The sequence below is a fragment of the Arthrobacter sp. GW822-FHT05G07 genome (assembly GCF_058799755.1).
This window is the reverse complement of the sequence record NZ_JBXALT010000011.1, coordinates 156,099-181,886: the sequence shown is the minus strand read 5'-3', so window position 1 is coordinate 181,886 and position 25,788 is coordinate 156,099. Positions and strand designations below refer to the sequence as shown.

At 63.1% G+C, this 25,788-nt stretch carries 23 protein-coding genes; 17 read left to right on the top strand and 6 right to left on the bottom strand.

The window, feature by feature from the left end; genetic code table 11:
- Positions 1–93 precede the first annotated feature (93 nt).
- The gene (locus AC1RJY_RS19040; RefSeq protein WP_498603008.1) at positions 94–2,610 is read right to left on the bottom strand and encodes a DNA gyrase/topoisomerase IV subunit A; all 2,517 of its coding nucleotides are present in this window, start codon (positions 2,608–2,610) and stop codon (positions 94–96) included.
- Between the two features lie 55 nt (positions 2,611–2,665).
- Here AC1RJY_RS19040 and AC1RJY_RS19035 point away from each other — a divergent pair, with 55 nt between their 5' ends.
- From AC1RJY_RS19035 to AC1RJY_RS19020, 4 genes are read left to right on the top strand one after another with little or no spacing between them, the layout of a single operon-like run.
- Entirely contained in the window at positions 2,666–5,353 is a 2,688-nt protein-coding gene (locus tag AC1RJY_RS19035; protein WP_014921400.1) for a bifunctional acetate--CoA ligase family protein/GNAT family N-acetyltransferase, read from the top strand.
- A 57-nt stretch (positions 5,354–5,410) separates the two neighbouring features.
- Positions 5,411–6,136: a DUF5998 family protein gene (locus tag AC1RJY_RS19030; RefSeq protein ID WP_011774479.1), complete on the top strand. Its 726-nt coding sequence runs from the start codon at positions 5,411–5,413 to the stop codon at positions 6,134–6,136.
- On the top strand, positions 6,133–7,362 hold the full coding sequence (locus AC1RJY_RS19025) for an alkaline phosphatase family protein (protein ID WP_011774480.1): 1,230 nt from the start codon (positions 6,133–6,135) through the stop codon (positions 7,360–7,362). The genes AC1RJY_RS19030 and AC1RJY_RS19025 overlap by 4 nt, the downstream gene beginning before the upstream one ends.
- Positions 7,355–8,083, top strand: a complete 729-nt coding sequence (locus tag AC1RJY_RS19020) for a thymidine kinase (RefSeq protein ID WP_011774481.1) — start codon at positions 7,355–7,357, stop codon at positions 8,081–8,083. Before AC1RJY_RS19025 ends, AC1RJY_RS19020 begins: the two co-directional genes overlap by 8 nt.
- A 36-nt stretch (positions 8,084–8,119) precedes the next feature.
- Here the strand turns inward: AC1RJY_RS19020 and sepH are convergent, their stop codons facing one another.
- A complete protein-coding gene (gene sepH, locus AC1RJY_RS19015; protein ID WP_187329934.1) occupies positions 8,120–9,472 on the bottom strand; it encodes a septation protein SepH in 1,353 nt (450 codons plus the stop codon).
- A 302-nt stretch (positions 9,473–9,774) separates the two neighbouring features.
- Between sepH and AC1RJY_RS19010 the strand changes: the two genes are divergently transcribed.
- Complete coding sequence (locus tag AC1RJY_RS19010; protein ID WP_011774483.1) at positions 9,775–10,074, top strand: DUF4193 domain-containing protein; 300 nt, start codon at positions 9,775–9,777, stop codon at positions 10,072–10,074.
- Between the two features lie 70 nt (positions 10,075–10,144).
- Here the strand turns inward: AC1RJY_RS19010 and AC1RJY_RS19005 are convergent, their stop codons facing one another.
- Positions 10,145–10,615 (bottom strand): DUF3093 domain-containing protein, encoded by a 471-nt coding sequence (locus AC1RJY_RS19005; RefSeq protein ID WP_014921403.1) that lies wholly within the window; start codon positions 10,613–10,615, stop codon positions 10,145–10,147.
- 76 nt (positions 10,616–10,691) lie between these two features.
- Between AC1RJY_RS19005 and dut the strand changes: the two genes are divergently transcribed.
- The 4 genes from dut to AC1RJY_RS18985 all read left to right on the top strand — a co-directional run bounded on the left by dut (position 10,692) and on the right by AC1RJY_RS18985 (position 13,258).
- Positions 10,692–11,231, top strand: coding sequence for a dUTP diphosphatase (gene dut, locus AC1RJY_RS19000; protein WP_043471120.1), 540 nt, complete (start codon positions 10,692–10,694; stop codon positions 11,229–11,231).
- 119 nt (positions 11,232–11,350) lie between these two features.
- The gene (locus AC1RJY_RS18995; RefSeq protein WP_011774486.1) at positions 11,351–12,109 is read left to right on the top strand and encodes a DUF3710 domain-containing protein; all 759 of its coding nucleotides are present in this window, start codon (positions 11,351–11,353) and stop codon (positions 12,107–12,109) included.
- 151 nt (positions 12,110–12,260) lie between these two features.
- A complete protein-coding gene (locus AC1RJY_RS18990) occupies positions 12,261–12,479 on the top strand; it encodes a hypothetical protein (RefSeq protein ID WP_238324569.1) in 219 nt (72 codons plus the stop codon).
- On the top strand, positions 12,476–13,258 hold the full coding sequence (locus AC1RJY_RS18985; RefSeq protein ID WP_498603007.1) for a DUF3159 domain-containing protein: 783 nt from the start codon (positions 12,476–12,478) through the stop codon (positions 13,256–13,258). Before AC1RJY_RS18990 ends, AC1RJY_RS18985 begins: the two co-directional genes overlap by 4 nt.
- Here AC1RJY_RS18985 and AC1RJY_RS18980 read toward each other — a convergent pair.
- Both AC1RJY_RS18980 and AC1RJY_RS18975 read right to left on the bottom strand, forming a co-directional pair.
- Positions 13,225–13,962, bottom strand: a complete 738-nt coding sequence (locus tag AC1RJY_RS18980; protein ID WP_011774488.1) for a potassium channel family protein — start codon at positions 13,960–13,962, stop codon at positions 13,225–13,227. The genes AC1RJY_RS18985 and AC1RJY_RS18980 overlap by 34 nt on opposite strands.
- Positions 13,962–14,633, bottom strand: a complete 672-nt coding sequence (locus AC1RJY_RS18975; protein ID WP_017198905.1) for a potassium channel family protein — start codon at positions 14,631–14,633, stop codon at positions 13,962–13,964. The genes AC1RJY_RS18980 and AC1RJY_RS18975 overlap by 1 nt, the downstream gene beginning before the upstream one ends.
- A 115-nt stretch (positions 14,634–14,748) precedes the next feature.
- On the opposite strand from AC1RJY_RS18975, the gene AC1RJY_RS18970 reads away from it, so the two are divergent.
- The 3 genes from AC1RJY_RS18970 to AC1RJY_RS18960 all read left to right on the top strand — a co-directional run bounded on the left by AC1RJY_RS18970 (position 14,749) and on the right by AC1RJY_RS18960 (position 21,138).
- Positions 14,749–16,722, top strand: coding sequence for an APC family permease (locus AC1RJY_RS18970; protein ID WP_498603006.1), 1,974 nt, complete (start codon positions 14,749–14,751; stop codon positions 16,720–16,722).
- The gene (locus AC1RJY_RS18965; RefSeq protein ID WP_498603005.1) at positions 16,723–18,087 is read left to right on the top strand and encodes a class I SAM-dependent RNA methyltransferase; all 1,365 of its coding nucleotides are present in this window, start codon (positions 16,723–16,725) and stop codon (positions 18,085–18,087) included.
- Between the two features lie 243 nt (positions 18,088–18,330).
- Positions 18,331–21,138, top strand: a complete 2,808-nt coding sequence (locus AC1RJY_RS18960) for an aconitate hydratase (RefSeq protein WP_011774492.1) — start codon at positions 18,331–18,333, stop codon at positions 21,136–21,138.
- Positions 21,139–21,162: 24 nt separating this feature from the next.
- Here AC1RJY_RS18960 and AC1RJY_RS18955 read toward each other — a convergent pair whose 3' ends face one another.
- Entirely contained in the window at positions 21,163–21,303 is a 141-nt protein-coding gene (locus AC1RJY_RS18955; protein WP_162486132.1) for a hypothetical protein, read from the bottom strand.
- Between the two features lie 23 nt (positions 21,304–21,326).
- Here AC1RJY_RS18955 and dxs point away from each other — a divergent pair, with 23 nt between their 5' ends.
- The 5 genes from dxs to AC1RJY_RS18930 are packed head-to-tail and all read left to right on the top strand — an operon-like array spanning position 21,327 to position 25,713.
- Entirely contained in the window at positions 21,327–23,300 is a 1,974-nt protein-coding gene (gene dxs, locus AC1RJY_RS18950; protein WP_210064194.1) for a 1-deoxy-D-xylulose-5-phosphate synthase, read from the top strand.
- Positions 23,297–23,866, top strand: a complete 570-nt coding sequence (locus AC1RJY_RS18945) for a DUF402 domain-containing protein (protein WP_011774494.1) — start codon at positions 23,297–23,299, stop codon at positions 23,864–23,866. The genes dxs and AC1RJY_RS18945 overlap by 4 nt, the downstream gene beginning before the upstream one ends.
- Complete coding sequence (locus AC1RJY_RS18940; protein ID WP_011774495.1) at positions 23,863–24,423, top strand: hypothetical protein; 561 nt, start codon at positions 23,863–23,865, stop codon at positions 24,421–24,423. The genes AC1RJY_RS18945 and AC1RJY_RS18940 overlap by 4 nt, the downstream gene beginning before the upstream one ends.
- Before the next feature lie 30 nt (positions 24,424–24,453).
- On the top strand, positions 24,454–24,672 hold the full coding sequence (locus AC1RJY_RS18935) for a helix-hairpin-helix domain-containing protein (RefSeq protein WP_011774496.1): 219 nt from the start codon (positions 24,454–24,456) through the stop codon (positions 24,670–24,672).
- A 57-nt stretch (positions 24,673–24,729) separates the two neighbouring features.
- Positions 24,730–25,713 carry an aldo/keto reductase gene (locus AC1RJY_RS18930; RefSeq protein ID WP_498603004.1) on the top strand — a complete coding sequence of 328 codons (984 nt, stop codon included), beginning with the start codon at positions 24,730–24,732 and terminating at the stop codon, positions 25,711–25,713.
- The last annotated feature ends 75 nt before the right edge of the window (positions 25,714–25,788 follow it).

Sequence of the window (25,788 nt, the reverse complement as noted above, 5' to 3'; positions counted from 1 at the left end):
GGTGGCTTCAAGGCCACGGCAGCACAAAGGCCGGAGGTGCCATAACCCCCGGCCTTTGCCGTGCTGCTTGACTTTTCTGCGGCTATGCTGCGGCTATTCCGCGGCTTCAGCCCAGGCCATGCTCGGCCCGATTGCCTCCACAGGCTGGGACAGCGGCACGCCCGATCCGTCCCTGCGACCATGCTCGTGGGGGAGTGCCCGTGCCACGCCGGCGGCGGATGAAGCCTTGGCAGGACCATGTCCGGCCCACGCCATCAACAGCGTGTCTTCGCCCTTGAGGAAGCGGTGAACCCGCACGCCACCTGTTGCCCGACCCTTGGCGGGATACTCCTCGAAAGCAGTCACTTTGGCAGTACCCGGCGCCGTCCCCGGAAGGGCGCCGTTGGTACCGGCAATGGTCACCACGACGGCGGCAGGATCGTCCGCGCGCACGGTACCGAAGTGGATTACTTCGTCCCCGGCCCCAAGCTTGATGCCGGCCATGCCGCCTGCTGTGCGTCCCTGCGGACGGACGTTCGACGCACTGAAGCGAAGCAATTGGGCCTGCCTTGTCACGAAGACGAGGTCCACGTTGTCGTCCTGGGCAGGTTCCACCGCGAGCACCAAGTCTTTGTCTTTAAGCGCAATGATCTCCCAGTCCTCACGGTTCAACGGGTAATCGGGCTGCACGCGCTTCACCACGCCCTGAACCGTGCCAATGGCAAGGACGGCGTCCAAGGGCACGAAGGCCACCAAGGTTTCCCCCTTGAGTAAGGTGATGAAGTCCTTGGCGGGGACGCCACCGGCCAAGTTGGGCAGACCTGAGACCGGGGGCAGCACGGGCATGTCCATCACTTGGAGCCGCAGCATGCGGCCCTGCGAGGTGACCGCGCCGATTTCGCCCCTGGCGGTGGTCTTCACCACTGAGCGGAAGACGTCGTGTTTGGTGCGGGGGCCGGCCTCGGCGAGTGGCTCCTGGTTGGATGTCCTGGCAATCTGCCCTGAGACGCTGAGCAGGGCCCAGCAGGGGTCGTCCGGAATTTCCAGCGGCAGCGCTGCCGCCTTGCCTTTGGGGCCCGGAACTGACGCTGCCAATGCCGCAGCAACCGTGGGGGAAACAGCTTCCGATTCCAGCAGCACCGTGCGCCGGGGCGTGCCGTACTTCTCGGCAATGACGGCCAACTCGCCGGAAACAAGATCTCGGAGCAACTCGTCCGAGGCCAGGATGGCTTCAAGTGCCTCGATCTCGCGGCGGAGTTCGTCCTGTTCCTTCTCCAATTCAAGACGCGAGTACTTGGTCAGCTGCCGCAGGCGCAGTTCCAGGATGTAGTTGGCCTGGATCTCGGTGAGGTCGTAGATGGACATGAGGCGTTCACGCGCGGCCGAGGCTTCGTCGGAGGAACGAATGATCTGGATGACCTCGTCGATGTCCACAATCGCGATCAGCAAGCCCTCCACCAAGTGGAGGCGGTCCTTCTTCTTGCCAAGGCGGAAAGAGGTACGGCGGCGCACCACATTCAGGCGGTGTTCCACGTACACCTGCAGCAACTGCAGGAGGCCAAGCGTCTGCGGCTGGCCGTCCACCAAGGTGACGTTGTTGATGCCGAAGGAATCTTCCATGGGTGAGTAGCGGTACAGCTGCTGAAGCACGGCGTTGGGATTGAAACCGTTCTTCAACTCGATGACCAGGCGGAGGCCGTGATTACGGTCCGTGAGGTCAACGACGTCGCTGATGCCGGTCAGCTTCTTGGAATTGACGGCATCCTTGATCTTTTCGATGACCTTCTCAGGGCCCACCATGTAGGGAAGCTCAGTGACCACCAGGCCCGTGCGACGGGCAGACAGCTGTTCCACCTCAACCTTGGCGCGGGTCTTGAATGATCCACGCCCCGTGGCGTACGCGTCCCGGACTCCGTCCAGTCCCACGATGCGGCCGCCAGTGGGAAGGTCGGGCCCCGGGATGAACCGCATGATCTCCTCCAGCGTGGCACCGGGGTTGGCGATCAGGTGGCGTGCGGCGGCGATGACCTCCACCAGGTTGTGCGGAGGCATGTTCGTGGCCATGCCCACAGCAATGCCCGTGGTGCCGTTGACCAGCAGGTTGGGGAAAGCAGCGGGGAGGACATCGGGCTGCGTCAGCTGGTTGTCATAGTTGGGGACAAAGTCCACCACGTCTTCGTCAAGGTGGTCCGTCATGGTCAGCGCTGCGGCCGCCAAGCGTGCTTCCGTGTAGCGCGGTGCTGCCGGGCCGTCGTCGAGCGATCCAAAGTTGCCGTGGCCATCGATCAGTGGCAGCCGGAGGGAAAAGTCCTGCGCCATGCGGACCATGGCGTCATATATCGCGGTATCGCCGTGCGGGTGGAGCTTGCCCATGACTTCGCCCACCACGCGGGCGCTCTTGACGTGTCCTCGATCCGGGCGGAGGCCCATGTCGGACATCATGTACAGAATGCGCCGTTGAACCGGCTTCAGTCCGTCGCGTGCGTCCGGGAGGGCGCGCGAGTAAATCACCGAGTAGGCGTACTCCAGGAAGGAGCCCTCCATCTCGGAAGTGACATCGATATCGACGATGTTCTCGGTGAAATCGCCGAGGGGCTCGCCTTTGCGTGCGGGAGTTTGGCTGCGGGCCATGGGGTCGGTGGATCCTTGAAAGTTGTACTGCGGATGTTTTAGCTAGGCTAAGCCTATGGTGGATCAGCCCGGCGTCGGCATTTATCCGGAATATTGGGAGGCCGATGTCGTGCTGCGCGACGGCGGGACAGCCCACCTTCGCCCCATACGACCCGAAGACGCGGACGCTTTGCAGGCCTTCCACGCGGGCCAGTCGCAGGCCTCCATCTACATGAGGTTTTTCTCCTTCAAGCCCAAGCTCTCCGGCAAGGAAGTGCGGCGCTTCACGGAAGTGGACCACATCAACCGTGTCGCATTCGTCATCACCATCGGCGGCGAAATCATAGGGATCGGCCGCTACGACCGGCTTGAGGATCCTGCCGAGGCTGAGGTCGCCTTCAACATTTCCGACGCACACCAGGGCCGCGGGATCGGCTCCATCCTCCTGGAGCATTTGGCAGCTGCCGCCCGGGAAAACGGGATTCGCCGCTTCACGGCCGAGGTCCTGCCGGACAACCGTAAAATGCTGATGGTCTTCGCAGACGCCGGCTATGACCTCAAACGCCAATTCGACGACGGCGTTGTCTCCGTGGAATTCAACATCGATCCTACGGAGAAATCACGTGCCGTCATGGAGTCACGGGAGCACCGCGCGGAGGCGCGCAGCGTGCGCGACCTGTTGTCGCCGTCGTCGGTGGCTGTTATCGGTGCCAGCCGCAAGTGGGGGACGGTGGGCTACCAGCTGCTGGAGCACATCATCGAAGGCGGCTTCAAAGGTCCGGTCTACGCCGTCAACCCGGAAGCGTTCGAACTCGCCGGAATGATCTCCTTCGGGAAATTGTCCGAGATCCCGGGGCCGGTTCAGCTGGCCATCATCGCCGTTCCTTATGAGGAAGTCCACAAGGTAGTTGACGACTGCGCAGCTGCCGGCGTCAAGGGCCTTGTGGTGGCCACTGCCGGATTCGCCGACGACGGCGAGCGGGGACTGGCCCGCCAGCACGAGCTGGTGCGTCGGGCCAGGGCAAACGGGATGCGCGTCATTGGCCCTGAGTCCCTCGGGATCCTGAATACGCACCCGGCAGTATCCTTGAACGCGTCCATGGCGCCCACGATGCCTCCGAGGGGAAGCCTGGGTTTGTTTTCCCAATCGGCTGCCGTGGGTGTGGCGGTTTACGCCGCCGCCAGCCGCCGCAGGCTAGGTTTGTCGTCGTTCCTGTCTGCGGGAAACCGTGCCGACGTTTCCGGCAACGATGCCATGCAGTATTGGGAAGATGACGCCGATACCTCCGCCGTGGGGCTCTATTTGGAGTCCATCGGCAATCCCCGTAAATTCTCCCGACTCGCCCGGCGGTTGTCGCGCAGCAAGCCCGTAATCGTGGCCAAGTCCGATGTCACGGGACTTAGCCTTCCGCCCGGGCACGAGGTTCGGACCACCCAGGCGCCGGGCGCGGCCGTGGATGCCATGATGCGCCAAGCGGGCGTCATCCGCGTCGAGACCATTGAACAGCTTATGGACATAGCCCAGATTGCGTCCTCGCAGGCACTGCCCAAGGGGCCGGGCCTGGCTGTCTATTCCAACTCGGTCGCCTTGGGCAAAGTGGTTGCGGACAGTGCAGTGCCGCTCGGTTTGGACGTAGCCCGACTAGTAACGGACCTGGACCTCGACGCAGGGATGTCGCTCGCCGTTCCTGCCCTCCGGTCCAGCTTGCAGGAGAGCCTCGCGGACGAGTCCGTCCACGCCGTGGTTGCCGCACTCCTCCCCGCCCGCGGACTCACCGTGGAGGCGCTGGCAGGAGTCTTGGCCGAATGCGCTGCTGAATCCGGAAAACCGGTGGTGGCTGCGTTCACCGGAATCCTGGATCCCTCCGTGCAGGTGGAAGGCATGGTAGGAACAGCCGGCAAGCCCGTGCTGCCGTGCTACTCCAATGCCGGTGCCGCCGTGGCGGCTCTGGCTGCGATCGTCCGCTATGCGCAGTGGCGCGACCGGGACCAAGGGCTGTTTGTGGAGCCCGAGGACTGCGATGTGGACGGCACCAGGGACACGCTGACCGCGATGCTGGCCGGCGTCACGGGCGAAAAGATCAGAAAGCTCGACGCCGGTGCTGCCGCGGCGCTGCTGTCGGGCTACGGAATCGAGGTAGTACCGTCGCTTGGATTTGGTACCTCTGATGAAGCCGTGCAAGCCGCGGATACCGTTGGATGGCCCGTAGTTCTCAAGACCACCGATCCTGCGCTGCGGCACCGACTTGACCTGGGTGGGGTTCGGCTGGATATCCAGGACGCGGAGTCCCTGAGGCAGAACATCGCCCAAATGCGCCGCGCCTTGGAGCCTTACGGATCACCCTCACTTGAAGTACAGGCGATGGCACCTGTGGGGCAGGCCTGCACTTTCCGTGCGATGGAAGACCCCCTGCTGGGGCCGGTTCTGTCGTTCGGGTTGGCAGGAGATGCCGTGAACCTGCTGGACGACTGGGCCCATCGGGTGCCGCCGCTATCGGCTGCCGATCTGCACGATGTCATCCGCTCACCCCGGGCGTCCCGGAAGCTCTTCGGCTACCAAGGACTGCCCGCCGTGGATGTGGCAGCCCTTGAGGACATCGCAGCCAGGCTCGCCAAGCTAAAAGATGACCACCCTGGAATCGCGCTGGTGGAATTCAACCCCGTCCTTGCACATCCCACAGGCGCCACCATCCTGGGGGCGGAGGTTTGGATCGGCAACGCAGCGCAGCGTACGGACAGTGCCCGGCGCGCCATGCGGGGTTAGCCACAGGAAGGGACCGCACGGTTAGGTAGTCACCAAGCGATCTGTGAAAATGGGGGAATGAGCACCCAGTCTCCGACGCCTCAATCCCGCCCGTCCAACGCCGGGCACCACACCGCCCACCATCACGGCTCGCAGGGACAGAGCCTGGACCAGGCGCTGCAGCAGGCAGGTTTCTACCCGCGGTTGGTGGCAGACGTCGTTGACGACGCCTTGGATGGCCGGGAGTGCCTCTCCCACTTGGTCCACCTGGAGACCCACTTCGACCGTGCCGAGGTCCGCAGGCACATCACCGTGCTGGTGCTCACGGAAGACATGCTGGTGATCACCCACGTTGATGACCAGCAGCTGGATGAGGCCGGAGAACAGATCGTCGCCCAGGTTTCCACTGAGTCGGTACCTGTGGCCCAGATCCGCTCGGTGGTGCTCAGCTACATGTATGCGCAACCCCAGGACTACAAGCCGTCCGATCCTGTCCGTGAGATGACTGTGTCCATCGCTTGGTCCGGCGGGCAACGCCTGGACATGGGGCCGGCGAGCTGCGGGGATCCCCAGTGCGAAGCCGACCATGGCTACAGCGGAACCATCGCCCAGGAAGACATTGTCCTGCGGATCAGCGCTGAGGCAGACGGACTCCAAGCAGTCCAGGACGCCAAGACATTTGCCCGTGCACTGCGTGCGGTCAATACGGGCAACCCAACACCCGCCCAACATGCCAGCATCCCGGCACCGAGGCCGCGTTCGGGCGTCTTCAGCAACCGCCTCAGCCGCGGACACCAGCGTTGAGGGAAACTGCACAGAACCCGGTGAACACAGCTGCGGGGACCGCCCCGGCCGCAGACCTCCCATCGCCCCCGCTTTTCGGGAGCAGATCCATAGCCGAAGTCCTGACGAGTTCCGCCGCGGCCCTTGGCATGCCCGGCTTCACCAACCACCTTCAGCTGCCGTCAACGCAGCGTGTCTGTGTGGTCCTCGCCGATGGCCTCGGCCGCAGCCTGCTGAAGCAGAAGGCCTCCCACACGCCCTTCCTCCGTTCGGTCATGGCTGAGGGACAACGCAATGTCCCTCCATGGATTGACGCCGCCTTTCCCAGCACCACGGCAGCGTCCCTCGCGAGCCTCGGCACCGGTTTGCCTGCCGGCCAGCACGGAATGGTGGGCTACGACGTCCTCGATCCCGCCCAAGACAAGGTAGTCAACCTTCTGGGCAACTGGGATTCACAGGTGGATCCTGCGCTATGGCAGCCTCACGCGACGGTCTTCGAACGGCTGGCGGGAGAGCTGGACGTCGTCACCGTCAGCCTGCCGCAGTTCGGAAACTCGCCCATGACACAGGCCGCTCTGCGGGGAAGCCGCTTTGTGGGCGGTACCACCCTGCATGCCAGGACCGCCGCAGCCGCTGAGGCAATGTCCGGTGGCGGCCGTTCCCTGATGTACTTCTACGCCAACGAGCTGGACAAGGCCGGCCATCGCTATGGCTGCCAGTCCGACCGCTGGGAGCACCAACTCGAAGAACTCGACTCCACGGTGAAGAGGCTCTCCGCCACACTGCCTCCCGGAACCACCATCCTGGTGACCGGCGACCACGGCATGTTGGACGTTCCCGAGTCCCAAAGGATCGATTACTCCGCTGATGAATCTTTGGTGGCCGGTGTCCGGCACACTGCCGGCGAGCCCCGCATGGTCCATCTCTACTTGGAACCGGACGCAGCCCCTGCCCACCGGGAAGCCCTCATTGAAGCCTGGCGTCGTCGCTTTGGTGAAAGGATATGGGCCTTTACGCGAGAGCAGGCCGCGGATGCAGGGTTATTCGGCCCGGTGCGTCCCGAGGTCGCCCCCCGCATCGGCGACGTCATGATCGCAGCGCGTGACACCCTGGCCCTCTACGACACACGGAGGGCCCGCCCGGCATCACTCGAAGTAGTGGGGCAGCACGGTTCGCTGACCAAGGCCGAGCGCGAAGTACCCCTGTTGTGCTTCGCCGCTGCCGGCAAGAAGGGCAAACGTGGCTGAGCTGGTCTTCTTCTCTGGCACCATGGACTGTGGCAAGTCCACCCTGGCCCTCCAAATGGACCATAATCATCGGGCACGGGGCCGCGGAGGTGTTCGGTTCAGCTGTAACGACCGTGCAGGTGATTCAACGATCTCCAGCAGGCTGGGCCTTCAGACCGATGCGGTTGAGGTTGTGGGCGGCACCGATTTCTGGGACGAAGTGGTTGCCCGGCGGACCAACGGACTCCGCGTGGACTACCTCATCTGTGATGAGGCGCAGTTCTACTCACCCACCCAGGTGGAGCAGTTGGCGCGGGTTGTGGATGAGATGGATGTGGATGTCTTCGCGTTCGGCATCACCTCCGACTTCCGTACCAGATTGTTCCCCGGCTCACAGCGGCTTATTGAACTCGCGGACAAAGTGCAGGTGCTGCAGGTGGAAGCTTTGTGCTGGTGTGGCCGACGGGCAACGCAGAACGCCCGCACCGTGAACGGCATCATGGTGGTGGAGGGTGACCAGGTGATGGTGGGCGATGTCGCACCCCAAAACAGCGGCGACGAGCCTGTGCCCGACGAGCCTGTGCCCGCGCACGCCGTGGGTTACGAGACGTTATGCCGCCGGCACTACATGAGGCGTGTGACGGCTCATGGCGCAAATCTGATGGCAGGGGCGGACCAGCCGCTGCCGTTCGACATTGATGCTTGCCTCTGGCCGGGGGCAGGAGCTCTCCGGCACGGCTAGCCGATCCAGCCAGCCGTTGCTGCAATCTCCGCGGGGCTAGTCTCCGCGAGCCCCGAAAACGATCTCGTCCCAGCTCGGGATGCTGGACCGCTTGGGGCGTGAGGGTTGGCGTTCCGCGGGGGCATCAACGTCCTTGCGAACGTCTGAGTCTTTCTGGTCCTCTACGGGAGTCTCATCCTGAGGGACGCCAGGGACGTCATGTGCAGCTTGCAAGCCGGTGGAATCGTCTTCCCCGCGGGGTTCCGGGTTGCCGCTGCCGCCGAGGAGTTCGTCGAGCCCTGCAGGTTTGCGGCCCGCCAAGGAAGTAACGGGCCGGAGCGGGCTGGCTACCACCGTTATTTCACGTGTGTCAGTGCTGACTCCATTGTGGAGCTTCAGGGAGTCGTCGCCGTCGTCGTCGTGGGACTCAAAGTGTCGCGGGGCCAGACTCAACCGCGACAGCATCGAAGGGCGCCCGTCTTTGCGTGCGGGCTCCTCGGCGGCAGGGGCTGCCGGCTCACCATCCGCATGGCCTGTTTCTTCTGCCGCCTCGTCACTTTCCTCGCCCGGCCGCGGGTGCGCTGCCGGAACGTTGCTCAGCAGTACTGCCAAGGCATCATCGCCGTCTTCGTCCACGCCCAAGCGTTGGCCTCGCCGGGAGCGGAGCATTTCCAGGAGGCTGTCTGATTCTTTCGCGGACGCACGTGCTGCTGTTTCGGCGTCGGTTTCGAAATCGAACGGCCTGTCCGAAACCGCGGCAAGTCGTCGCGCAGGCACCGGGCCGTCCATCGGCTCAAGTTCGCTGAGTTGCTGGGCCCAGCGGTTGGCGTTCTGCAGGGACTTGCGTTGGGGACTGAAAGTCCACATGGCAGGCGGCTCTTCGCCGATGCTTCCATGGGCGCCGGGAACAGTTTCGAAGCGTGCGACGACGGTCCAGGTGCCGTCCGGGCGACGCCAGGAGTCCCAATCCACCGTGGAGGAATCGATACCGTGCGCCGAAAGCCGGTAGTCAACCATCTCCCCGAGAGTGGCCGGGTTGTCGCCGAAAGCGGAGCGGTAGATGTCATGCCCGGGGGCAGGGGAGGCAACTTCGATGTTGCGGGCCTGCCGCACTACGTACTCACGCTCTGCAAGCACAGGGCCTTCATAGCGCTGGACGTTGGCAAGGGGGAGGCCGGAGAGTTCAGCAACTTCCGTGGCCGTGGCTCCGCTGCGGATCCGGGCCTGGATGTCGCGGGGCGACATGGCAATCGCCGTGTTGGAAGCGCGTGCGGCCACCTGGGCAGGGGTGCGGCTCGCCGCGGCCCTCAGGGCCTCGTCGATCGGAAGCTGGAACATCGCACCGCCCGGGCCGCTTAAGAGCAGATGCCCGCCGTCGTCGTGGACGCCTACCAGCCGTAGATCCTGCATAACACCCTCCACCACATGGCATAACTGACATTCGAAACTCTGCCACCCGCGGGGGCCTTTTCCTACTAGGACAAAGGGCGTGCCGTGATATTCCGCTGAAAGCCGATCGATTCCGGAAGGCTTCCCGAGCTTTTTCGCACCAGATCGAGTTCTATGGACTTTTTGGGCGTGGGGGAGGACAATCTGGCCGAGATCGGGCACAAATCCGGGGCGTCCGGCGTTTGCACCCTTAAGCCGGCGGCAGGAGAGTTGCTGCACTCCGGTTTCCAACCCGGAACAGGTATGGAGGACGAAGAAGGACCATGGCCACGGATTACGATGCCCCTCGAAAGACCGAGGAAGACGTCAGCGAGGATTCCCTGGAAGAACTCAAGACGCGCCAGTCGGGGAAGCAGTCCTCAGCGGTGGACGTCGACGAGACCGACCTCGCCGATGGCTTCGAGTTGCCGGGCGCGGATCTGTCCGGGGAAGAGCTCCTCATTCAGGTCATGCCGCCCCAACCTGATGAATTTACGTGCTTCAACTGTTTCCTGGTCAAGCACAGGTCCCAGATCGCTGCCGAACGGGGCGGCCACCAGTACTGCACCGAATGCGAGAGCTAGTCGCTGCCGCGGGGCCGGGAACCCCCACGGAAGGCGTCACGGGTGGCGTCAGCTCCTGACCGGCCCGGCGTTAACGCTGTGGCGTGGTGAGGGCGGAAACGAGCTCATCGGGCCGGCGGGAGGACGCCAGCCAGTAGGGGGTCCGGTCCGCGGGGTCCGTGATCTCAATCTTGACCACGGGGTCGATCCACCCGCGGAAGCACATGTAGGCGAGTCCATTCAGGCGGGGGCCCCGTTCAGCGGTGGCCTCTGCTTTCCTGAATGCCTGGACGGAGCCTACGAACTTGCGGTCGATGCTGGCCCGACCCACCCTGACGGTGTTAGCCGTAACGGTGATGGTGGGCGTAGAGAGCACCAACATGATGGTCATGATGGCCAGCAGCACCAAGGCGGCGATGATGCCGGTGGCCGCGCTGATGGGACCAAACATCAGGACGCCGGCGCCGGACAAGCCAACCACCACAACCCAGATCCACACAGACGGCCACAACTTCTCGGTGTACAGGACGTCGGAGGCCGAAGGGGTGTTCCGGGCAGGCATGGGGGAGGACTGGTCAGGCGTAGGCATGGGTCCAGCTTATCGGGCCCTGGCCGTGGTCCCAGTAGAATGGACCATTGTGAGCAACGAGACCGCAGTATTCAGCACAGACCAGAGCTCCGCAGTCGCGGACAGCAGCGAAACCACAGCAGCCTACAGCGCCCCCACTTTGGAAGTGCAGCTGAAAATGCTCGACGCCGGGTTGGAGGCCCCGTCCTACGCGCACCCTGGCGATGCCGGTGCCGATCTCCGCGCACGTGTGGATGTGCACCTTGCTCCCGGCCAACGGAAACTCGTTCCAACGGGCGTCTCCATTGCGTTGCCTGAAGGTTTCGTTGCCCTGATCCACCCCCGTTCCGGGCTGGCCACCAAGCATGGACTCACGGTGGTCAATGCTCCCGGCACTGTGGACGCAGGCTACCGTGGCGAAATCGCCGTCACGCTCCTGAACACCGACCAGGAAAATGCCATTGACCTCAAGCGCGGCGATAGAATTGCACAAATGGTGATTCAGCGCGTCGAATACGCGCAGTTCGTGGCTGTTGACCAACTGTCCGAGTCCGTTCGTGGAACCGGCGGCTTCGGGTCCACGGGTGGATTCAACGCACCGAAGGCCTGAGAGACTACCGAACCTGGCGTGTACCGCACACCAAACGATTGACGTATGTGCGCGGTTTAGCGAGGTTTAACGTGGTTGCGGTTTACTTGGGGATAGACCACTACTAAGGAGAAAACCCAATGCTTTTTGGGCGCGGCAAGAAGTCCAAGGACGATCGGTCCGAAACCGCCGGCACTGTTGAGGAGTCCGGTGCCGAGGCACTGACTTCCGAACCAGGCGGGTCCGGTACGCCCGGCGATTTCCGCCTTGGCAAAGGCCCCTTGGACATAGACGAGATCGAGAGCCGCGATGGCTACGTCGACCTCGGTGCACTGTTGATCGCACCGGCGGATGGTCTCCAACTGCGGCTTGAGGTGGAAGAAGCCACCCAACGCGTGGTGGCCGTGACCATGGACCTCAACGGTTCGAGCCTGCAGCTCCAGGCGTTCGCGGCGCCGCGTTCCGAAGGTCTTTGGGACGAAATCCGCGAGCAGATCACCCAGTCGGTGGCGAGCCAAGGCGGGGAAACCGAGGAGGTTTCCGGAGCTTTCGGCACGGAACTCGTGGCCAAACTGCCCGCTGAGGCGGCTGACGGCAGCCGCGGCTTCCGTGCCGCCCGCTTCATGGGTGTGGACGGGCCCCGATGGTTCCTCCGTGGTGTCCTTGGCGGGCAGGCTGCCTTGGAACGTGATGCCGCAGCGGGGCTGGAAGACCTCTTCCGCAAAGTTGTGGTGGTCCGCGGGGACAATCCGATGCCTCCGCGCGAACTGTTGCAGCTGCGCCTGCCCAAGGATGCCGCGGTACCGGGCCAAGCGGGCGCACCCCAGGGTGCGGTTCCCCCGGCAGCGCCTGCAATGCAGCAGCCGGAGCGAGGGCCGGAGATCACCCAGATTGGTTGATTCCCCCGGCGGCAGCGGTGTGCCCGGTCAGAGGCCCCCTGAGCAAGGAGTCCGTGATCTTCCTGCACGGGGCAGGGCTGTATGTACCGGCTTCATTGAATCCGTAACGCATCAACCGCCCAGCGAACAACCATTCTTTTCGGCTGTGGTGGTGGATGCCCTGAGGCCGGGGGACCAGCGTGCGTCCGCTCCCGGCGGAGCCCGGAAGTCCTATGACCGCCTCCGTGTGATCTGGCTGGGCAGGACCCGGGTTCCCGGCATTGAAGCCGGTGTGCAACTTCGCTTGAACGGCATGGTGACCCAGGTTGATGGACTACCGGCCATGTTCAATCCCCGATACGAAATACTTTCCCGTCAGGAGCACCTATGACCGTGGCAAACGGATCAGAACCGAAGGACACAGGCCGCCCCACGCCCCCGGAGGACCACGTTGTGCTGCCCGACGCGGCTAAGGCCGGTCCGGACTCACCCAGTGTGTCCGAGCTCGCTGCGGGATATGCCGAAAAGGCCGGCCTTCACCGGAACAGCGCGGGGCACGTCGACATGCTGAAGTCAGCGGGCGGGGTACAGGGCATTGCCGAGAGCATCCTTCCCGGACTGGTCTTCCTGGTGGCCTTTACCATCACCCGGGATTTAACGCCGTCTCTTATCGCGGCGCTGGCTACCGCCGCCGTCTTCACCGTGGTGCGCCTGATCCAGCGGCGGCCCTTGACGCAGGCATTGGCCGGCGTGGTGGGCGTGGGTATTTCCGCGTGGCTGGCCAACACCACGGGTAAGGCAGAGGACTTCTATGTCCTGGGGTTCTTTACCAACATCGCCTATATCGCGGGCATGGTGCTCTCCATCGCGCTCAAGTGGCCGGTTGCGGGGCTTCTGTTCGGTTTCGTGCGCAACGAGGGACTTGAGTGGCGGAAGGATGCTGAAAGGCTCCGCGCCTACAGCCTGGGCACGTGGATTGTGGTGGCGGTGCTTGCTCTCCGCCTGGTGGTTCAGGTGCCGCTGTACTTCATGGGTGAACCCGGCCTGACAGCGTTGGCCACCACCAGGCTCCTGATGGGGGCCCCGCTGTACATCCTGGGCCTCTGGGTGGCCTGGCTGGTCACCAAGCCGGCGACTCAGCCGTCGAAGCCGTCGTCTTCAGCGGACTGATCTGCTGCTTCGGAGGACCCCTCACGAGGTTCCTGGCCGTCCTCGGCCGCTGGTGACAACAGGGCCCGCAGCCCGTCTTCCGCTGCGATGGTGGTGACGAAGAACAGCTCGTCGCCGCCGTCCAGGACGTCATCGCGTGTGGGGGTGATGGGTGCGTGGTCGCGCAGGATAGCCACCAGCGTTGCGTCTTCCGGCCAGTCGATACCACCCACCGTGCTCCCGATGACATGGGAATCGTGGGGAACCGTGAACTCAACGATCGATGCCACGCCTGTTTGCAGGGTCAGCAGCCGCACGATGTCGCCGATTTCAACAGCCTCTTCCACCAGGGCCGTCATGAGCTGCGGGGTGTTGACTGCGACGTCCACGCCCCAGGAGTCATTAAACATCCAGTCGTTCTTGGGATTGTTGACGCGCCCAACTGTCCGTCCCACACCGAACTCGGTCTTGGCGAGCAGTGATACCACCAGATTCACTTTGTCGTCGCCTGTGGCAGAAACCACGACGTCGGCATCCTCAAGTTTGGCGTCTTGCAGGGTGCTGAGTTCGCAGGCGTCGCCCACCAGCCAGCGGGCACCTCGAAGCCCGCTGCGTCCGATGACTTCGGGCTTCAAGTCAATAAGGAGGATCTCGTGTTTGTGGGCCAGCAGCTCACGCGCAATGGACGAGCCGACGCTGCCCGCGCCAACAATGACAACTTTCACTAAGACTCCTTGGCGGGTGCTTTGGCGAGGATCCGGCTGATCTCGGAGGTTCTGTCCAGGCTCACCATTGCGTGGACAGTATCGCCCTCTTGGTATGCGGTGCCGGCCTGGGGCAACAGGCCCTCACCAAACCTGGTGAGGAAGGCGATGCGGATTCCGGCGGCGGACTCGATGGAGTCCATGCTGTGTCCGATCCAATCCTCGTGGAGATCCACTTCGGCCAGTACCAAGCGGCCCGACGGCTCGCGGTAGTCACCGGCGAGGTGCTGCTCGGGAAGGATGCGGCGCAGGACCTGGTCGGCACTCCAGCGGACGGCTGCCACCGTGGGGATGCCGAGCCGCTGGTAGATTTCGGCGCGGCCGGGATCATAAATCCGTGCCACCACGTGGGCAACATGGAAGGTTTCGCGGGCCACACGCGTGGCCAGGATGTTCGAGTTGTCGCCGCTGGATACGGCGGCAAAGGCATAGGCCTCTTCCACGCCGGCTTGTTTCAGGGTGTCCCGATCAAACCCGACTCCGGTGACTTTGCGCCCAGTGAACGTGTTGCGCAACCGGCGGAAGGCCCGCTCGTCCTGGTCGATGATGGCCACCGAGTGGCCGGCATCCTCCAAAGTGTGTGCCAGGGTTGCGCCAACACGGCCGCAACCCATGATCACGAAGTGAGCCACCATGTCTCCTAATGTGTGTTGTCCATCCCGCTCGGTATGACTTTACCGGTGCCGCGTGGCTAAGCCGGCGACAACCCGTCATGACATCCCTGGGGATTCAGAGTAGCTTTGCGGAGTGCTGACAATTCTGAATGCCGCGAAGCGGGTGTTGGTGGGCCGGCCAGTCAGGAACGACCGCCTGTCCCACACCTTGTTGCCCAAACGCATCGCTTTGCCGATCTTCGCCTCGGACGCCCTGTCCTCGGTGGCTTATGCCCCCGACGAAATTCTGTTGACGCTCGCCCTTGCCGGCGTAAGCGCCGTGGCTTTCTCCCCGCTCGTGGGCCTGGCCGTCATGGTGGTGTTGCTCACGGTGGTGGCGTCCTACCGCCAAAACGTGCACGCGTATCCGTCCGGAGGCGGCGACTACGAGATTGCCAACGTCAACCTCGGCAAGTACGCCGGTCTTACCGTCGCCTCCGCCTTGCTGGTGGATTATGTGCTGACGGTTGCCGTGTCCATGTCATCAGCGGCGACGTACCTGACCACCGCCATCCCGGCACTCCATGGCCAGCAGGCACTGATTGCCACTAGTGGCGTGATCATCCTGGCGCTGGTCAATCTTCGCGGAGTCAAGGAAGCCGGGACGCTCTTCGCTGTCCCGACGTACATCTTCATGGCGTCCATCCTTGGAATGACCGGGGTGGGTATCTTTCAGGCGGTCACCGGCACCTTGGGGGAGGCACCTTCCGCCAACTTCACCATCGTCCCTGAGCCCGGATTTGATGAGGGCCTGGTGGGCCTGGCCGGGGCTTTCCTGCTTCTGCGTGCCTTTTCATCGGGCGCCGCCGCGCTGACCGGTGTTGAGGCCATCAGCAACGGCGTACCAAACTTCCAGAAGCCCAAGAGCAAAAACGCGGCCACCACGTTGCTCCTGCTCGGCGTCATCGCAGCCTCCATGCTGGCAGGCATCCTTTACCTGGCCAACGCCACCAAGGTGCACATCGTCCTGGATCCTGCCCGGGAGTTCCTGGTGGACGGAAAGCCACTTCCTGAGGGGTACATCCAGACACCTGCCATCAGCCAAATCGCAGACACCATCTTCGGGTCCGGCTCCATTCTTTTCTACGTCGTCGTTGCGGCCACCGGCGTCATCCTTGTGTTCGCTTCCAACACGGCTTTCAACGGCTTCCCCGTGCTGGGTTCGATCCTTGCCCAAGACGGCTACCTGCCCCGGCAGCTCCGCACCCGTGGCGACAGGCTTGCGTTCAGCAATGGCGTCCTTGCGTTGGCAGCCGGGGCGCTGGTCCTGATTCTCGCGTTCAACGCAGATGTCACCAAGCTGATCCAGCTGTACATTGTGGGCGTCTTCATCTCCTTCACTGCCAGCCAACTCGGCATGATCCGGCACTGGGGCCGCGAACTTAAACTCGCCAGGGACAAAGCCGTCCGCCGCCGTATCATCAAGTCACGGACCATCAATATGCTGGGCTTCGGGATGACGGCCTTGGTCCTTGTCATCGTCCTCATCACCAAGTTCGAGCAAGGCGCTTGGATTGCTTTGCTCGCCATGTTTGTTCTCTTCCTCATCATGTGGAGCATTCGTGCCCACTACGACAACGTGGCCAGGGAGTTGGCCGTGGACGAGGATTCCTCACCGCGTGCACTTCCCACCAGGGTCCACGCGGTTCTCCTCGTTTCCCACGTCCGCAAGCCGGTCCTCAGGGCGTTGGCATATGCACGGGCGTCGCGGCCATCGCGCCTGGACGCCGTGACCGTGGACATCAGTGCTGAAGAGACAGCCCAGACGGTCCGCGATTGGGAGAAGCTGGAAATCCCCGTTCCCCTGACCGTTCTGGCCAGCCCCTACCGTGAGACCGTGACACCCATCATGGATTACATCAAGAACATGCGCCGCGACTCACCGCGGGACCTGATCGTGGTGTACATCCCCGAATATGTGGTGGGCAAATGGTGGGAACAACTCGTCCATAACCAAACAGCACTCAGAATCAAGACGAGGCTCCACTTTGAACCTGGAGTCATGGTTGCCAGCGTCCCGTGGCAGTTGAAATCGTCCGAAGAAGCAAAGGCACTGCAGGATACCTAAATGACCTCCCACAGCAATTCCCCTCAACACCACTCCGGAGACCAGGATGCGCCCGCCACTGAACTGGTGGTGGATGTAGGCCCCATAGCCCACGGAGGGCACTTTGTCGCACGGCATGAAGGGCGCGTCATCTTCGTCCGGCACGCCATCCCGGGAGAGAAAGTCCGGATCCGGTTGACCGACTCCGGCGACTCGTCGCGCTTCTGGCGTGCCGACGTCGTCGAGGTCCTGGAAGCCTCACCCGACCGCGTTCCGCACTTCTGGAAGCAGGCGGACTCGCTGGGCTCATGGAGCCGCGGGGCTCCGCCGGTGGGCGGTGCCGAGCTCGGCCACATTTCGTTGCAGCGCCAGCGGGCCTTGAAAGCGGACGTGCTGGCGGAACAGCTCAAGCGGCTTGCCGGCTTGGACCTCACCACCGAGGTGGAAGCCGTGGGAGATCAGCACGACGGCGGACTCGGCTGGCGTACGCGGGCCAGCTTCGCAGTGACCCCCAAGGGCCGGTTGGGCATGCACGCACACCGTTCAGACGTAGTGCTTCCCATCAAGGAGATGCCGTTGGCGCTTACGGGCGTCAACGAGCTGAAGCTGTGGGACCTTGACCTGTCCGGCATCGCCCGTGTGGAAGTTGCCGTGCCCGCCAACGGTTCGCGGCCCCTGATTCTGCTGGCTCCGGAAGAATCGACCAGCCCCAAGAGATTGCACAGCATCCTTTCGCAGCTGCCGCACCATGTCTCGGTTGCCAGCTTCGATCCCAGCAAGGGCGAAGTCCTGCAGCTTCGGGGGAGGACCTGGGTGCAGGAAACCGCAGCAGGCCATGAGTACCGTGTGACCGGTGAGGGTTTCTGGCAGATCCACAAGGACGCCCCGGACACGCTGGTGGACGCTGTGACGGGCTATCTTTCCGGCGGTGGCTACTTGCAGCCCGGCGCGACAGTGGCCGACCTCTACGCCGGCGCCGGCCTGTTTACGGCGCCCTTGGCGGACGTCGTCGGAGTTACCGGTTCGGTACTTTCCGTTGAAGGCGCGCCGGGCACCAGCCGCGACGCCCGAAAAAACCTGCACGGTGAAGCCCAGGTGGAAATTGTGCAGGGACGTGTGGAGAAGGTCCTGCACCAACGTGCCCGCAGCTTCGACTCGGTGGTGCTGGATCCACCACGTGCCGGAGCGGGCAAGGCCGTGGTCAAGCAATTGATGGCCACCGGACCCCGTGCAATCGCCTATGTGTCATGCGATCCCGCATCCTTTGCACGTGATCTGGGTTACTTCCATCAAGGTGGCTGGCGACTGGAGTCCCTGCGGGCCTTCGATCTTTACCCGAACACCCATCACCTGGAAACTGTAGGGCTGATCGTTCCCGCCGCGTAGCCGCGGCGCGGTCCGCCTTCCATGGGGCAGCAGGCGGAACTGCTTGTTTTTACAGCGGCACCTGATCAGTGACGCAACGCCGGAGTATGCCACTACGATGGCTGTAGTAGTCCCGGTCCGCAGAAATCAACGCCGCGGACCGGGGTGACCAAGAGAGATGCCGCCAGGCTAAGTAAGGTGCGCCTAACTGGCTAGCGGCCAACCACGCGACAAAGATGAAACTGTTGCGAGAGGAGTCCTGCCATGAGCACTGTGGACAGCTTCGGTTCCAAAGGCGTACTGAATGTAGCCGGCACCGACTATGAAATTTTCCGGTTGAACTCCGTAGAGGGCGCAGACAGCCTTCCGTTCAGCCTTAAGGTATTGCTTGAAAACCTCCTGCGGACTGAGGATGGCGCCAATATTACGGCTGACCATGTCCGCGCCCTGGCCGGTTGGGATCCCAATGCGGAGCCCGACACGGAAATCCAGTTCACCCCCGCCCGCGTCATCATGCAGGACTTCACCGGCGTTCCCTGCGTCGTGGACCTGGCGACCATGCGTGAAGCTGTCAAGGAGCTCGGCGGTGACCCCAAGCGCGTCAACCCGTTGGCGCCTGCAGAAATGGTCATCGACCACTCCGTCCAGATCGACGCCTTCGGAAACTCCGGCGCACTGGAGCGCAACATGGAGATCGAATACCAGCGCAACGGTGAGCGCTACCAGTTCCTTCGCTGGGGCCAGACCGCATTCGATGACTTCAAGGTTGTTCCCCCGGGAACCGGCATCGTCCACCAGGTCAACATCGAGTACCTGGCACGCACAGTCATGACCCGCGAGGTAGACGGCGTTGTCCGTGCCTACCCCGACACCTGTGTTGGCACCGACTCCCACACCACCATGGTCAACGGCCTGGGCATCCTGGGCTGGGGCGTTGGCGGCATCGAAGCCGAAGCAGCCATGCTCGGCCAGCCCGTCTCCATGCTGATTCCCCGCGTTGTGGGCTTCAAGCTCAAGGGCAGCATCCCGGCTGGCGCTACCGCTACTGACGTGGTGCTGACCATCACCGAAATGCTGCGCAAGCACGGTGTTGTTGGCAAGTTCGTTGAGTTCTACGGTGAAGGCGTTGCGGCTGTGCCGTTGGCCAACCGCGCCACCATCGGCAACATGAGCCCGGAATTCGGTTCCACGGCTGCCATGTTCCCGATCGACGACGTCACCCTGGACTACCTGCGCCTGACCGGCCGTTCCGAAGCGAATGTCGCCCTCGTGGAGGCATACAGCAAGGAACAGGGTCTCTGGCACGACCCCTCCCGCGAACTGCGCTTCTCCGAGTTCCTCGAGCTGGACCTGTCCACTGTTGTTCCTTCCATCTCGGGCCCCAAGCGTCCTCAGGACCGCATCGAGCTCACGGATGCCAAGGAGCAGTTCCGCAAGGACATCCACAACTACGTCGCCATCGAAGACGGCAGCGTGGACGAGTCCCTGGACGAATCGTTCCCGGCATCGGATGCGCCGTCCTTCACGCACGCTGATTCGCACACCACGGAGACGGCGCGCGTTTACTCCGCCGCCAACGGTGCGAATGGCCGCCCGTCCACGCCGGTCAAGGTGACCACCGCCGATGGCCGCGAGTTCGAGCTGGACCACGGTGCAGTGTCGATCGCTTCGATCACCTCCTGCACCAACACGTCCAACCCGTCCGTCATGCTGGCTGCGGCCCTCCTTGCACGCAACGCCGTGGACAAGGGCCTGACCTCCAAGCCGTGGGTCAAGACCTCCGTTGCCCCGGGCTCGAAGGTTGTCACTGACTACTACGAAAAGTCCGGCCTGACGCCGTACCTGGAGAAGCTCGGCTTCTACATCGTCGGTTATGGCTGCGCCACCTGCATCGGTAACTCCGGTCCGCTTGAGCCGGAAATCTCCGAGGCAATCCAGGCCAACGACCTCTCCGTCACCGCAGTCCTCTCCGGTAACCGTAACTTCGAAGGCCGCATCAACCCGGACGTAAAGATGAACTACCTGGCGTCCCCGCCGCTGGTCATCGCTTACGCACTGGCCGGCTCCATGGACTTCGACTTCGACACCGATGCCCTGGGCACCGACTCCGAGGGCAACGAGGTCTTCCTGAAGGACATCTGGCCGAACCCCACTGAGGTGCAGGAAGTCATCGACTCCTCCATTGACGAGGCTATGTTCGCCAAGGGCTACGAAGGCGTTTTCGACGGCGACGATCGCTGGAAGGCCCTCGACACCCCCGCCGGTGACACCTTCGCGTGGGCCGAAGATTCCACCTACGTCCGGAAGCCCCCATACTTCGAGGGCATGAAGGCCCAGCCGGATCCCGTCAAGGACATCTCAGGCGCCCGCGTGCTCCTGAAGCTTGGCGATTCCGTCACCACGGACCACATCTCCCCGGCCGGTTCCTTCAAGTCGGACACTCCCGCAGGCCAGTACCTTCTGGCCAACGGTGTGGAGCGCAAGGACTTCAACTCCTACGGTTCACGCCGTGGCAACCACGAAGTCATGATCCGCGGTACCTTTGCCAACATCCGTATCAAGAACCAGCTCCTGGACAATGTTGAAGGTGGCTTCACCCGCGACTTCAGCCAGGAGGGTGCGCCCCAGGCGTACGTTTACGATGCAGCCCAGAACTACCAGGCAGCAGGAACGCCCCTGGTTGTCCTGGCAGGCAAGGAATACGGTTCCGGTTCGTCCCGTGACTGGGCAGCGAAGGGCACGGCGCTTCTGGGCGTCAAGGCCGTCGTCGCCGAAAGCTACGAGCGCATCCACCGCTCCAACCTCATTGGCATGGGCGTCCTTCCGTTGCAGTACCCCGCCGGTGAGTCCGCAGCAACGCTGGGCCTGACCGGTACGGAAACGTTTGCAGTGGAAGGTGTCACCGAGCTCAACAACGGCACCACGCCGAAGACGCTCAAGGTGACTGCCACGGCCGAAGACGGAACCGCCAAGTCCTTTGACGCCGTTCTGCGCATCGATACCCCGGGTGAAGCGGACTACTACCGCAACGGTGGCATCCTGCAGTACGTTCTGCGCCAGATCTCGGCATAACGAACCGGCTGATTAGCAGCTGATTCAGAAGCCGGACAGCCCCGGCTGGTCGCCCGACCAGCCGGGGCTGTTGGCGTCCCGGGGACCGGCCCGGGAGAACAATGCCGTGGCTCGAATCCACGGCGCAACGCGCAGGCCCGGGCACGCGCTAGAGTTAACAAGCACGTCATTCACCCTAAGGAGGGCCGTTGGGACTTTTGGAAACCGTCAAGGATCCACGGGACCTGGCCAAACTGTCCGGCACCGAGCTGGAACAACTGGCCGGCGAAATCAGGGAATTCCTGATCACCAACGTAGCCGCAACGGGTGGACACCTGGGTCCCAACCTGGGCGTTGTTGAACTCACCCTCGCTGTCCACCGGAACTTTGACTCTCCGCGGGACAGCATCGTCTTCGATACCGGTCACCAGTCCTATGTGCACAAGCTGCTCACCGGACGTCAGGACTTCACCACACTTCGCCAGCAAGGCGGACTGTCCGGCTACCCGGACCGTGCCGAGTCCGAGCACGACATCGTGGAAAGTTCACATGCATCGTCCTCCTTGTCTTGGGCAGATGGCATCTCGCGTGCCCGGCAGCTGACCGGCGAGGGCGACCGGTTCGTCGTCGCCGTCGTTGGCGATGGCGCGCTGACCGGCGGCATGGCCTGGGAAGCCATCAACAACATTGCCGCTGACAAGCGGCGCCGCGTGGTGATCGTCGTCAATGACAACGGGCGCTCGTACGCTCCCACTGTTGGCGGTTTTGCCGATTACCTTGCCTCGTTGCGTCCCACCATCGACTCCCTGCGCACCACACCGGCCTACGAGCGCATGCTGGATTGGTGGAAGAAGAAGCTTCAGGACGGCGGCCCGGCGGGTCAGTTCACTTATAAGAGCCTGCATGCCATGAAGAAGGGCATCAAGGACTGGTGGGCCCCGCAGGGCATGTTCGAAGACCTTGGCATGAAATACATCGGCCCGGTTGACGGACACAACCTGCAAGCCATGGAACATGCGCTCAACACCGCGAAGGCTTATGGCGGACCGGTCATTGTGCATGCCATGACGGAAAAGGGCCACGGCTATGCACCAGCCCTGGCCAATGAAGCAGACCAGTTCCATGCGGTAGGCATCATTGACCCGGAAACGGGCGAGCCCACGGAAATGCCGGGAGCCAGGTCATGGACCTCGGTGTTCGCTGAAGAGATCGCGGATATCGCGGATGAACGCTCCGATATCGTGGGGATCACCGGCGCCATGCTGATCCCCGTGGGATTGCACAAGTTCGCTGAGCGCCACCCGGAGCGTGTGATCGACGTCGGCATTGCAGAACAGCATGCTCTGACGTCCGCCGCGGGAATGGCTTTCGGTGGCCTCCACCCGGTGGTTGCCGTGTACGCCACTTTCCTGAACCGCGCCTTTGACCAGCTCCTCATGGACGTCGCCCTGCACAAAGCAGGCGTCACTATCGTCCTGGACCGTGCCGGAGTGACCGGCCCGGATGGGCCCAGCCACCACGGGATGTGGGACATGGCGATGGTCCAAATCGTGCCCGGACTTCATCTGGCGGCCCCCCGCGATGCAACCCGCCTCCGCGAAGAACTGCGTGAGGCCGTCGCCATCAACGATGCCCCCACAGTGGTCCGGTTCTCCAAGGGCAGCGTCGGTTCCGAAATTGAAGCCATCGACAGGCTTCACGACGGCGTGGACATCCTCGCGCGCCGCCCGGAGGGCTCCACAGAGAACGACGTCCTGATTGTCAGCGTCGGCGCCATGTCAGAACTCGCACTCGATGTCGCTACCCGTTTGGGGGCCCAAGGCATCAGCTCCACAGTAGTGGATCCGCGGTGGGTACTGCCCGTCCGGAAGTCGATCATCGCCCTTGCCGCCCGTCACCGCCTGGTGATCTGCATCGAGGACGGAGTCCGAGCAGGTGGCGTGGGTTCCCGTATACGCCAGGAAATGCGGGCTGCCGGTGTAGACACCGCCCTGAACGAAGTGGGCCTGCCGGTTGAGTTCCTGGTGCACGGCTCCCGCAGCCAGGTCCTGGAACGCGTGGGACTCACCGCCCAGAAAATAACCCACGACGTCGTGGCCCAGGTTTTGGGAACAAAGGTCCCCTTCGCCAGGCCCCTCCCGGGCCAGGAACACCCCACCACCGGCAGCCTGCCAACCCTGTGACGGACGGGCGCGTTCCGGGCGCATTACAGCCCGGTGACCTCGTGGTGTCGAGGAACAGGAAATGGGACGGAAAAGCGCACTGGGTGGTGCCTGGCCGCTACCTTGGGGAAGACATTCATGGTTGGTGGATATTTCAGGGGGCCGGCGAGTTTTGCGCTCGCCCGGGCGCGGCTTTCTATACCGCGTCGGATGCAGTCCTGTTGGTCCCGCGGCACGGTGATTTCGTGGCCACGTTCTACGACGACAGCTACCCGGGCGACTTCAGGATCTACGTTGACCTGGCCACCGGCCATGACTGGAATCCCATCAAGCCGGGCGTCACTGAATTCCACATGATCGACATGGATCTGGACGTCATCCGTTCCACCAAGCATGGGGTGTTCGTGGACGACGAAGACGAATTTGAGCATCATCGGGTGGCCATGGGCTATCCGCAACAGACGGTGGACACAATGCGCGCAGAATGCGCAGCTCTCTTTGAGGCAGTGGACACCATGAAAGCACCTTTCGACGTCAATGGAGCCACCAGCACCAGCGCCGAGTGGTTCAGGAAAGGACGAGCATGAGCGGCATCATCCGCGCGTACAAGCGCGACGACGAAGGAGTTCTCCACTTCCGGGAGGCCTGGTATGACGACGAAGACCAGCAGTTCGTGGTCAACCACGGCGTAGTGGGCCACCAAAGCAAGACCGACGAAGCAAACGTTGACGACGATTCTGCCGTGGATGGCTTGATGGCTGCTTTCGCCGCGCAATGCGAGGAAGACGGCTATGCCGAAATTCCGGAGTCCGAACAGTTTTGGGTAGTTGCCCAGATTGCGCTGAAGACCAAGGACGGCACCGAACGTGACCGGCATCTTGAGCGGAAGGCCAAGGCCGCACTCACCGGCGAACTGGCGTGGCGGGGCTTGGGCATCGTGGACCGTTCAGAAATCGGCAATGGCCACCTGAACATCTTCTGCCTCTGCCCGGACGTCAACAAAGCAGTGAATGCCATCAAGATCTGCGTCCGTGGTGAGGACCTGGACTTCACCAAGCTCACGGTGGCAGCAGCGCCTCATAGCGACCCAACGGCATTCCGTGTGAAGCACTCGCCCAAGCAGGGTGTGGGCTTTACTCTCTAAGTAGCACCCAACGCATCAGGAGGGATCTCCATGTCTTCCAAGAGCAACTGGCCCGGACATACGCCACTGCCCAAGGGTCTCGCCGCGCCGGCGAGACGAGCCCTGGCCCACGAAGGGATAGAGACACTGGAGCAACTGGCCGAGTTCGGCGAAGTTGAACTTACCAAGCTCCACGGCATGGGTCCGGTCGCCCTGGCTCAACTGGAAGATGCCATGGAGGAATCCGGGATCTCCTACGGCACTGGCTAGCCAGTGTTTGTTGCCTTGGGTGACTATGTGCTCCGAGGCGCCGTATAGGCTGAATCCATGACTGAATACCGACGCCTTGGCCGTTCCGGACTGACCGTCTCAGCTGTTGGGCTGGGCTGCAACAACCTGGGCCGCGCCAATACTCCCACCGAATCCCAGGAAGGTACGGACGCTGTTGTCCACGCCGCGCTAGACGCCGGGGTGACTTTCTTCGACGTTGCCGACGTATACGGGCGTGAGCCGGGCCTCAGCGAAACCATGTTGGGCAAAGCGCTGAAGGGGCGCCGCGATGACGTGGTCATCGGCACCAAGTTCGGTATGGATATGCACGGAGTCAACGGCAACGACTTTGACGCCCGGGGCTCGCGCCGCTATATCATCAAGGCCGTAGAGGCGTCCCTTCGCCGCTTGGATACTGAGTGGATCGACCTCTACCAGTTCCACACCCCGGACCCGCGCACCCCCATCGAGGAGACCCTGGCCGCCTTGGATGATTTGGTGTCCAGCGGCAAGGTCCGGTATATCGGCCACTCCAACTTTGCCGGCTGGCAGATCGCAGAAGCTGAATATGTAGCACGACAATCACCATCAGGTGGTGTCCGCTTCATCTCGACGCAGAACCACTACAACCTCCTTGATCGGCGCGCCGAACTCGAAGTGCTTCCCGCTGCCGGGGCCTTCTCCTTGGGTATCCTTCCGTACTTTCCCCTGGCCAACGGGCTGCTCACCGGGAAGTACTCTGCGGGGAAAGCTCCGGAAGGCTCACGATTGAGCCACACCCGGACCAACCTGGTGCACGATGCCGACTGGGAACAGCTTGGCCGTTTCGGCCAGTTCGCCAAGGAACGGGACATCAGCGAGCTCCAGTTGGCCTTCTCCTGGTTGGCCGCGCAGCCCGGCGTCAGCAGCGTCATCGCCGGTGCCACCCGTCCGGAGCAGATCCGCGAGAACGCCGAAGCCGTGTGCTGGGTGCCCACGCAGGAGGATCGCGAGGAATTGGACGAGATCTTCCCCCGCGCGCCCAAGGTGGCACTCTTCTAGGCCAAACACGCGCCACACAAGAAGGGGGGGGGGGGGGGGGGGGGGGGGGGGGGGGGGGGGGGGGGGGGGGGCGGG

What these genes read in the sequence shown, in the direction of transcription:
- AC1RJY_RS18935 (WP_011774496.1), top strand. Translation starts at nt 24,454, where the DNA reads ATGTCTTCCAAGAGCAACTGGCCCGGACATACGCCACTGCCCAAGGGT.
- AC1RJY_RS19005 (WP_014921403.1), bottom strand. Translation starts at nt 10,615, where the DNA reads ATGCCTGCCCGGAACACCCCTTCGGCCTCCGACGTCCTGTACACCGAG.
- AC1RJY_RS19030 (WP_011774479.1), top strand. Translation starts at nt 5,411, where the DNA reads ATGAGCACCCAGTCTCCGACGCCTCAATCCCGCCCGTCCAACGCCGGG.
- AC1RJY_RS19010 (WP_011774483.1), top strand. Translation starts at nt 9,775, where the DNA reads ATGGCCACGGATTACGATGCCCCTCGAAAGACCGAGGAAGACGTCAGC.
- AC1RJY_RS19035 (WP_014921400.1), top strand. Translation starts at nt 2,666, where the DNA reads ATGGTGGATCAGCCCGGCGTCGGCATTTATCCGGAATATTGGGAGGCC.
- sepH (WP_187329934.1), bottom strand. Translation starts at nt 9,472, where the DNA reads ATGCAGGATCTACGGCTGGTAGGCGTCCACGACGACGGCGGGCATCTG.
- AC1RJY_RS18960 (WP_011774492.1), top strand. Translation starts at nt 18,331, where the DNA reads ATGAGCACTGTGGACAGCTTCGGTTCCAAAGGCGTACTGAATGTAGCC.
- AC1RJY_RS18985 (WP_498603007.1), top strand. Translation starts at nt 12,476, where the DNA reads ATGACCGTGGCAAACGGATCAGAACCGAAGGACACAGGCCGCCCCACG.
- AC1RJY_RS19040 (WP_498603008.1), bottom strand. Translation starts at nt 2,610, where the DNA reads ATGGCCCGCAGCCAAACTCCCGCACGCAAAGGCGAGCCCCTCGGCGAT.
- AC1RJY_RS18995 (WP_011774486.1), top strand. Translation starts at nt 11,351, where the DNA reads ATGCTTTTTGGGCGCGGCAAGAAGTCCAAGGACGATCGGTCCGAAACC.
- AC1RJY_RS18940 (WP_011774495.1), top strand. Translation starts at nt 23,863, where the DNA reads ATGAGCGGCATCATCCGCGCGTACAAGCGCGACGACGAAGGAGTTCTC.
- AC1RJY_RS18965 (WP_498603005.1), top strand. Translation starts at nt 16,723, where the DNA reads ATGACCTCCCACAGCAATTCCCCTCAACACCACTCCGGAGACCAGGAT.
- AC1RJY_RS18930 (WP_498603004.1), top strand. Translation starts at nt 24,730, where the DNA reads ATGACTGAATACCGACGCCTTGGCCGTTCCGGACTGACCGTCTCAGCT.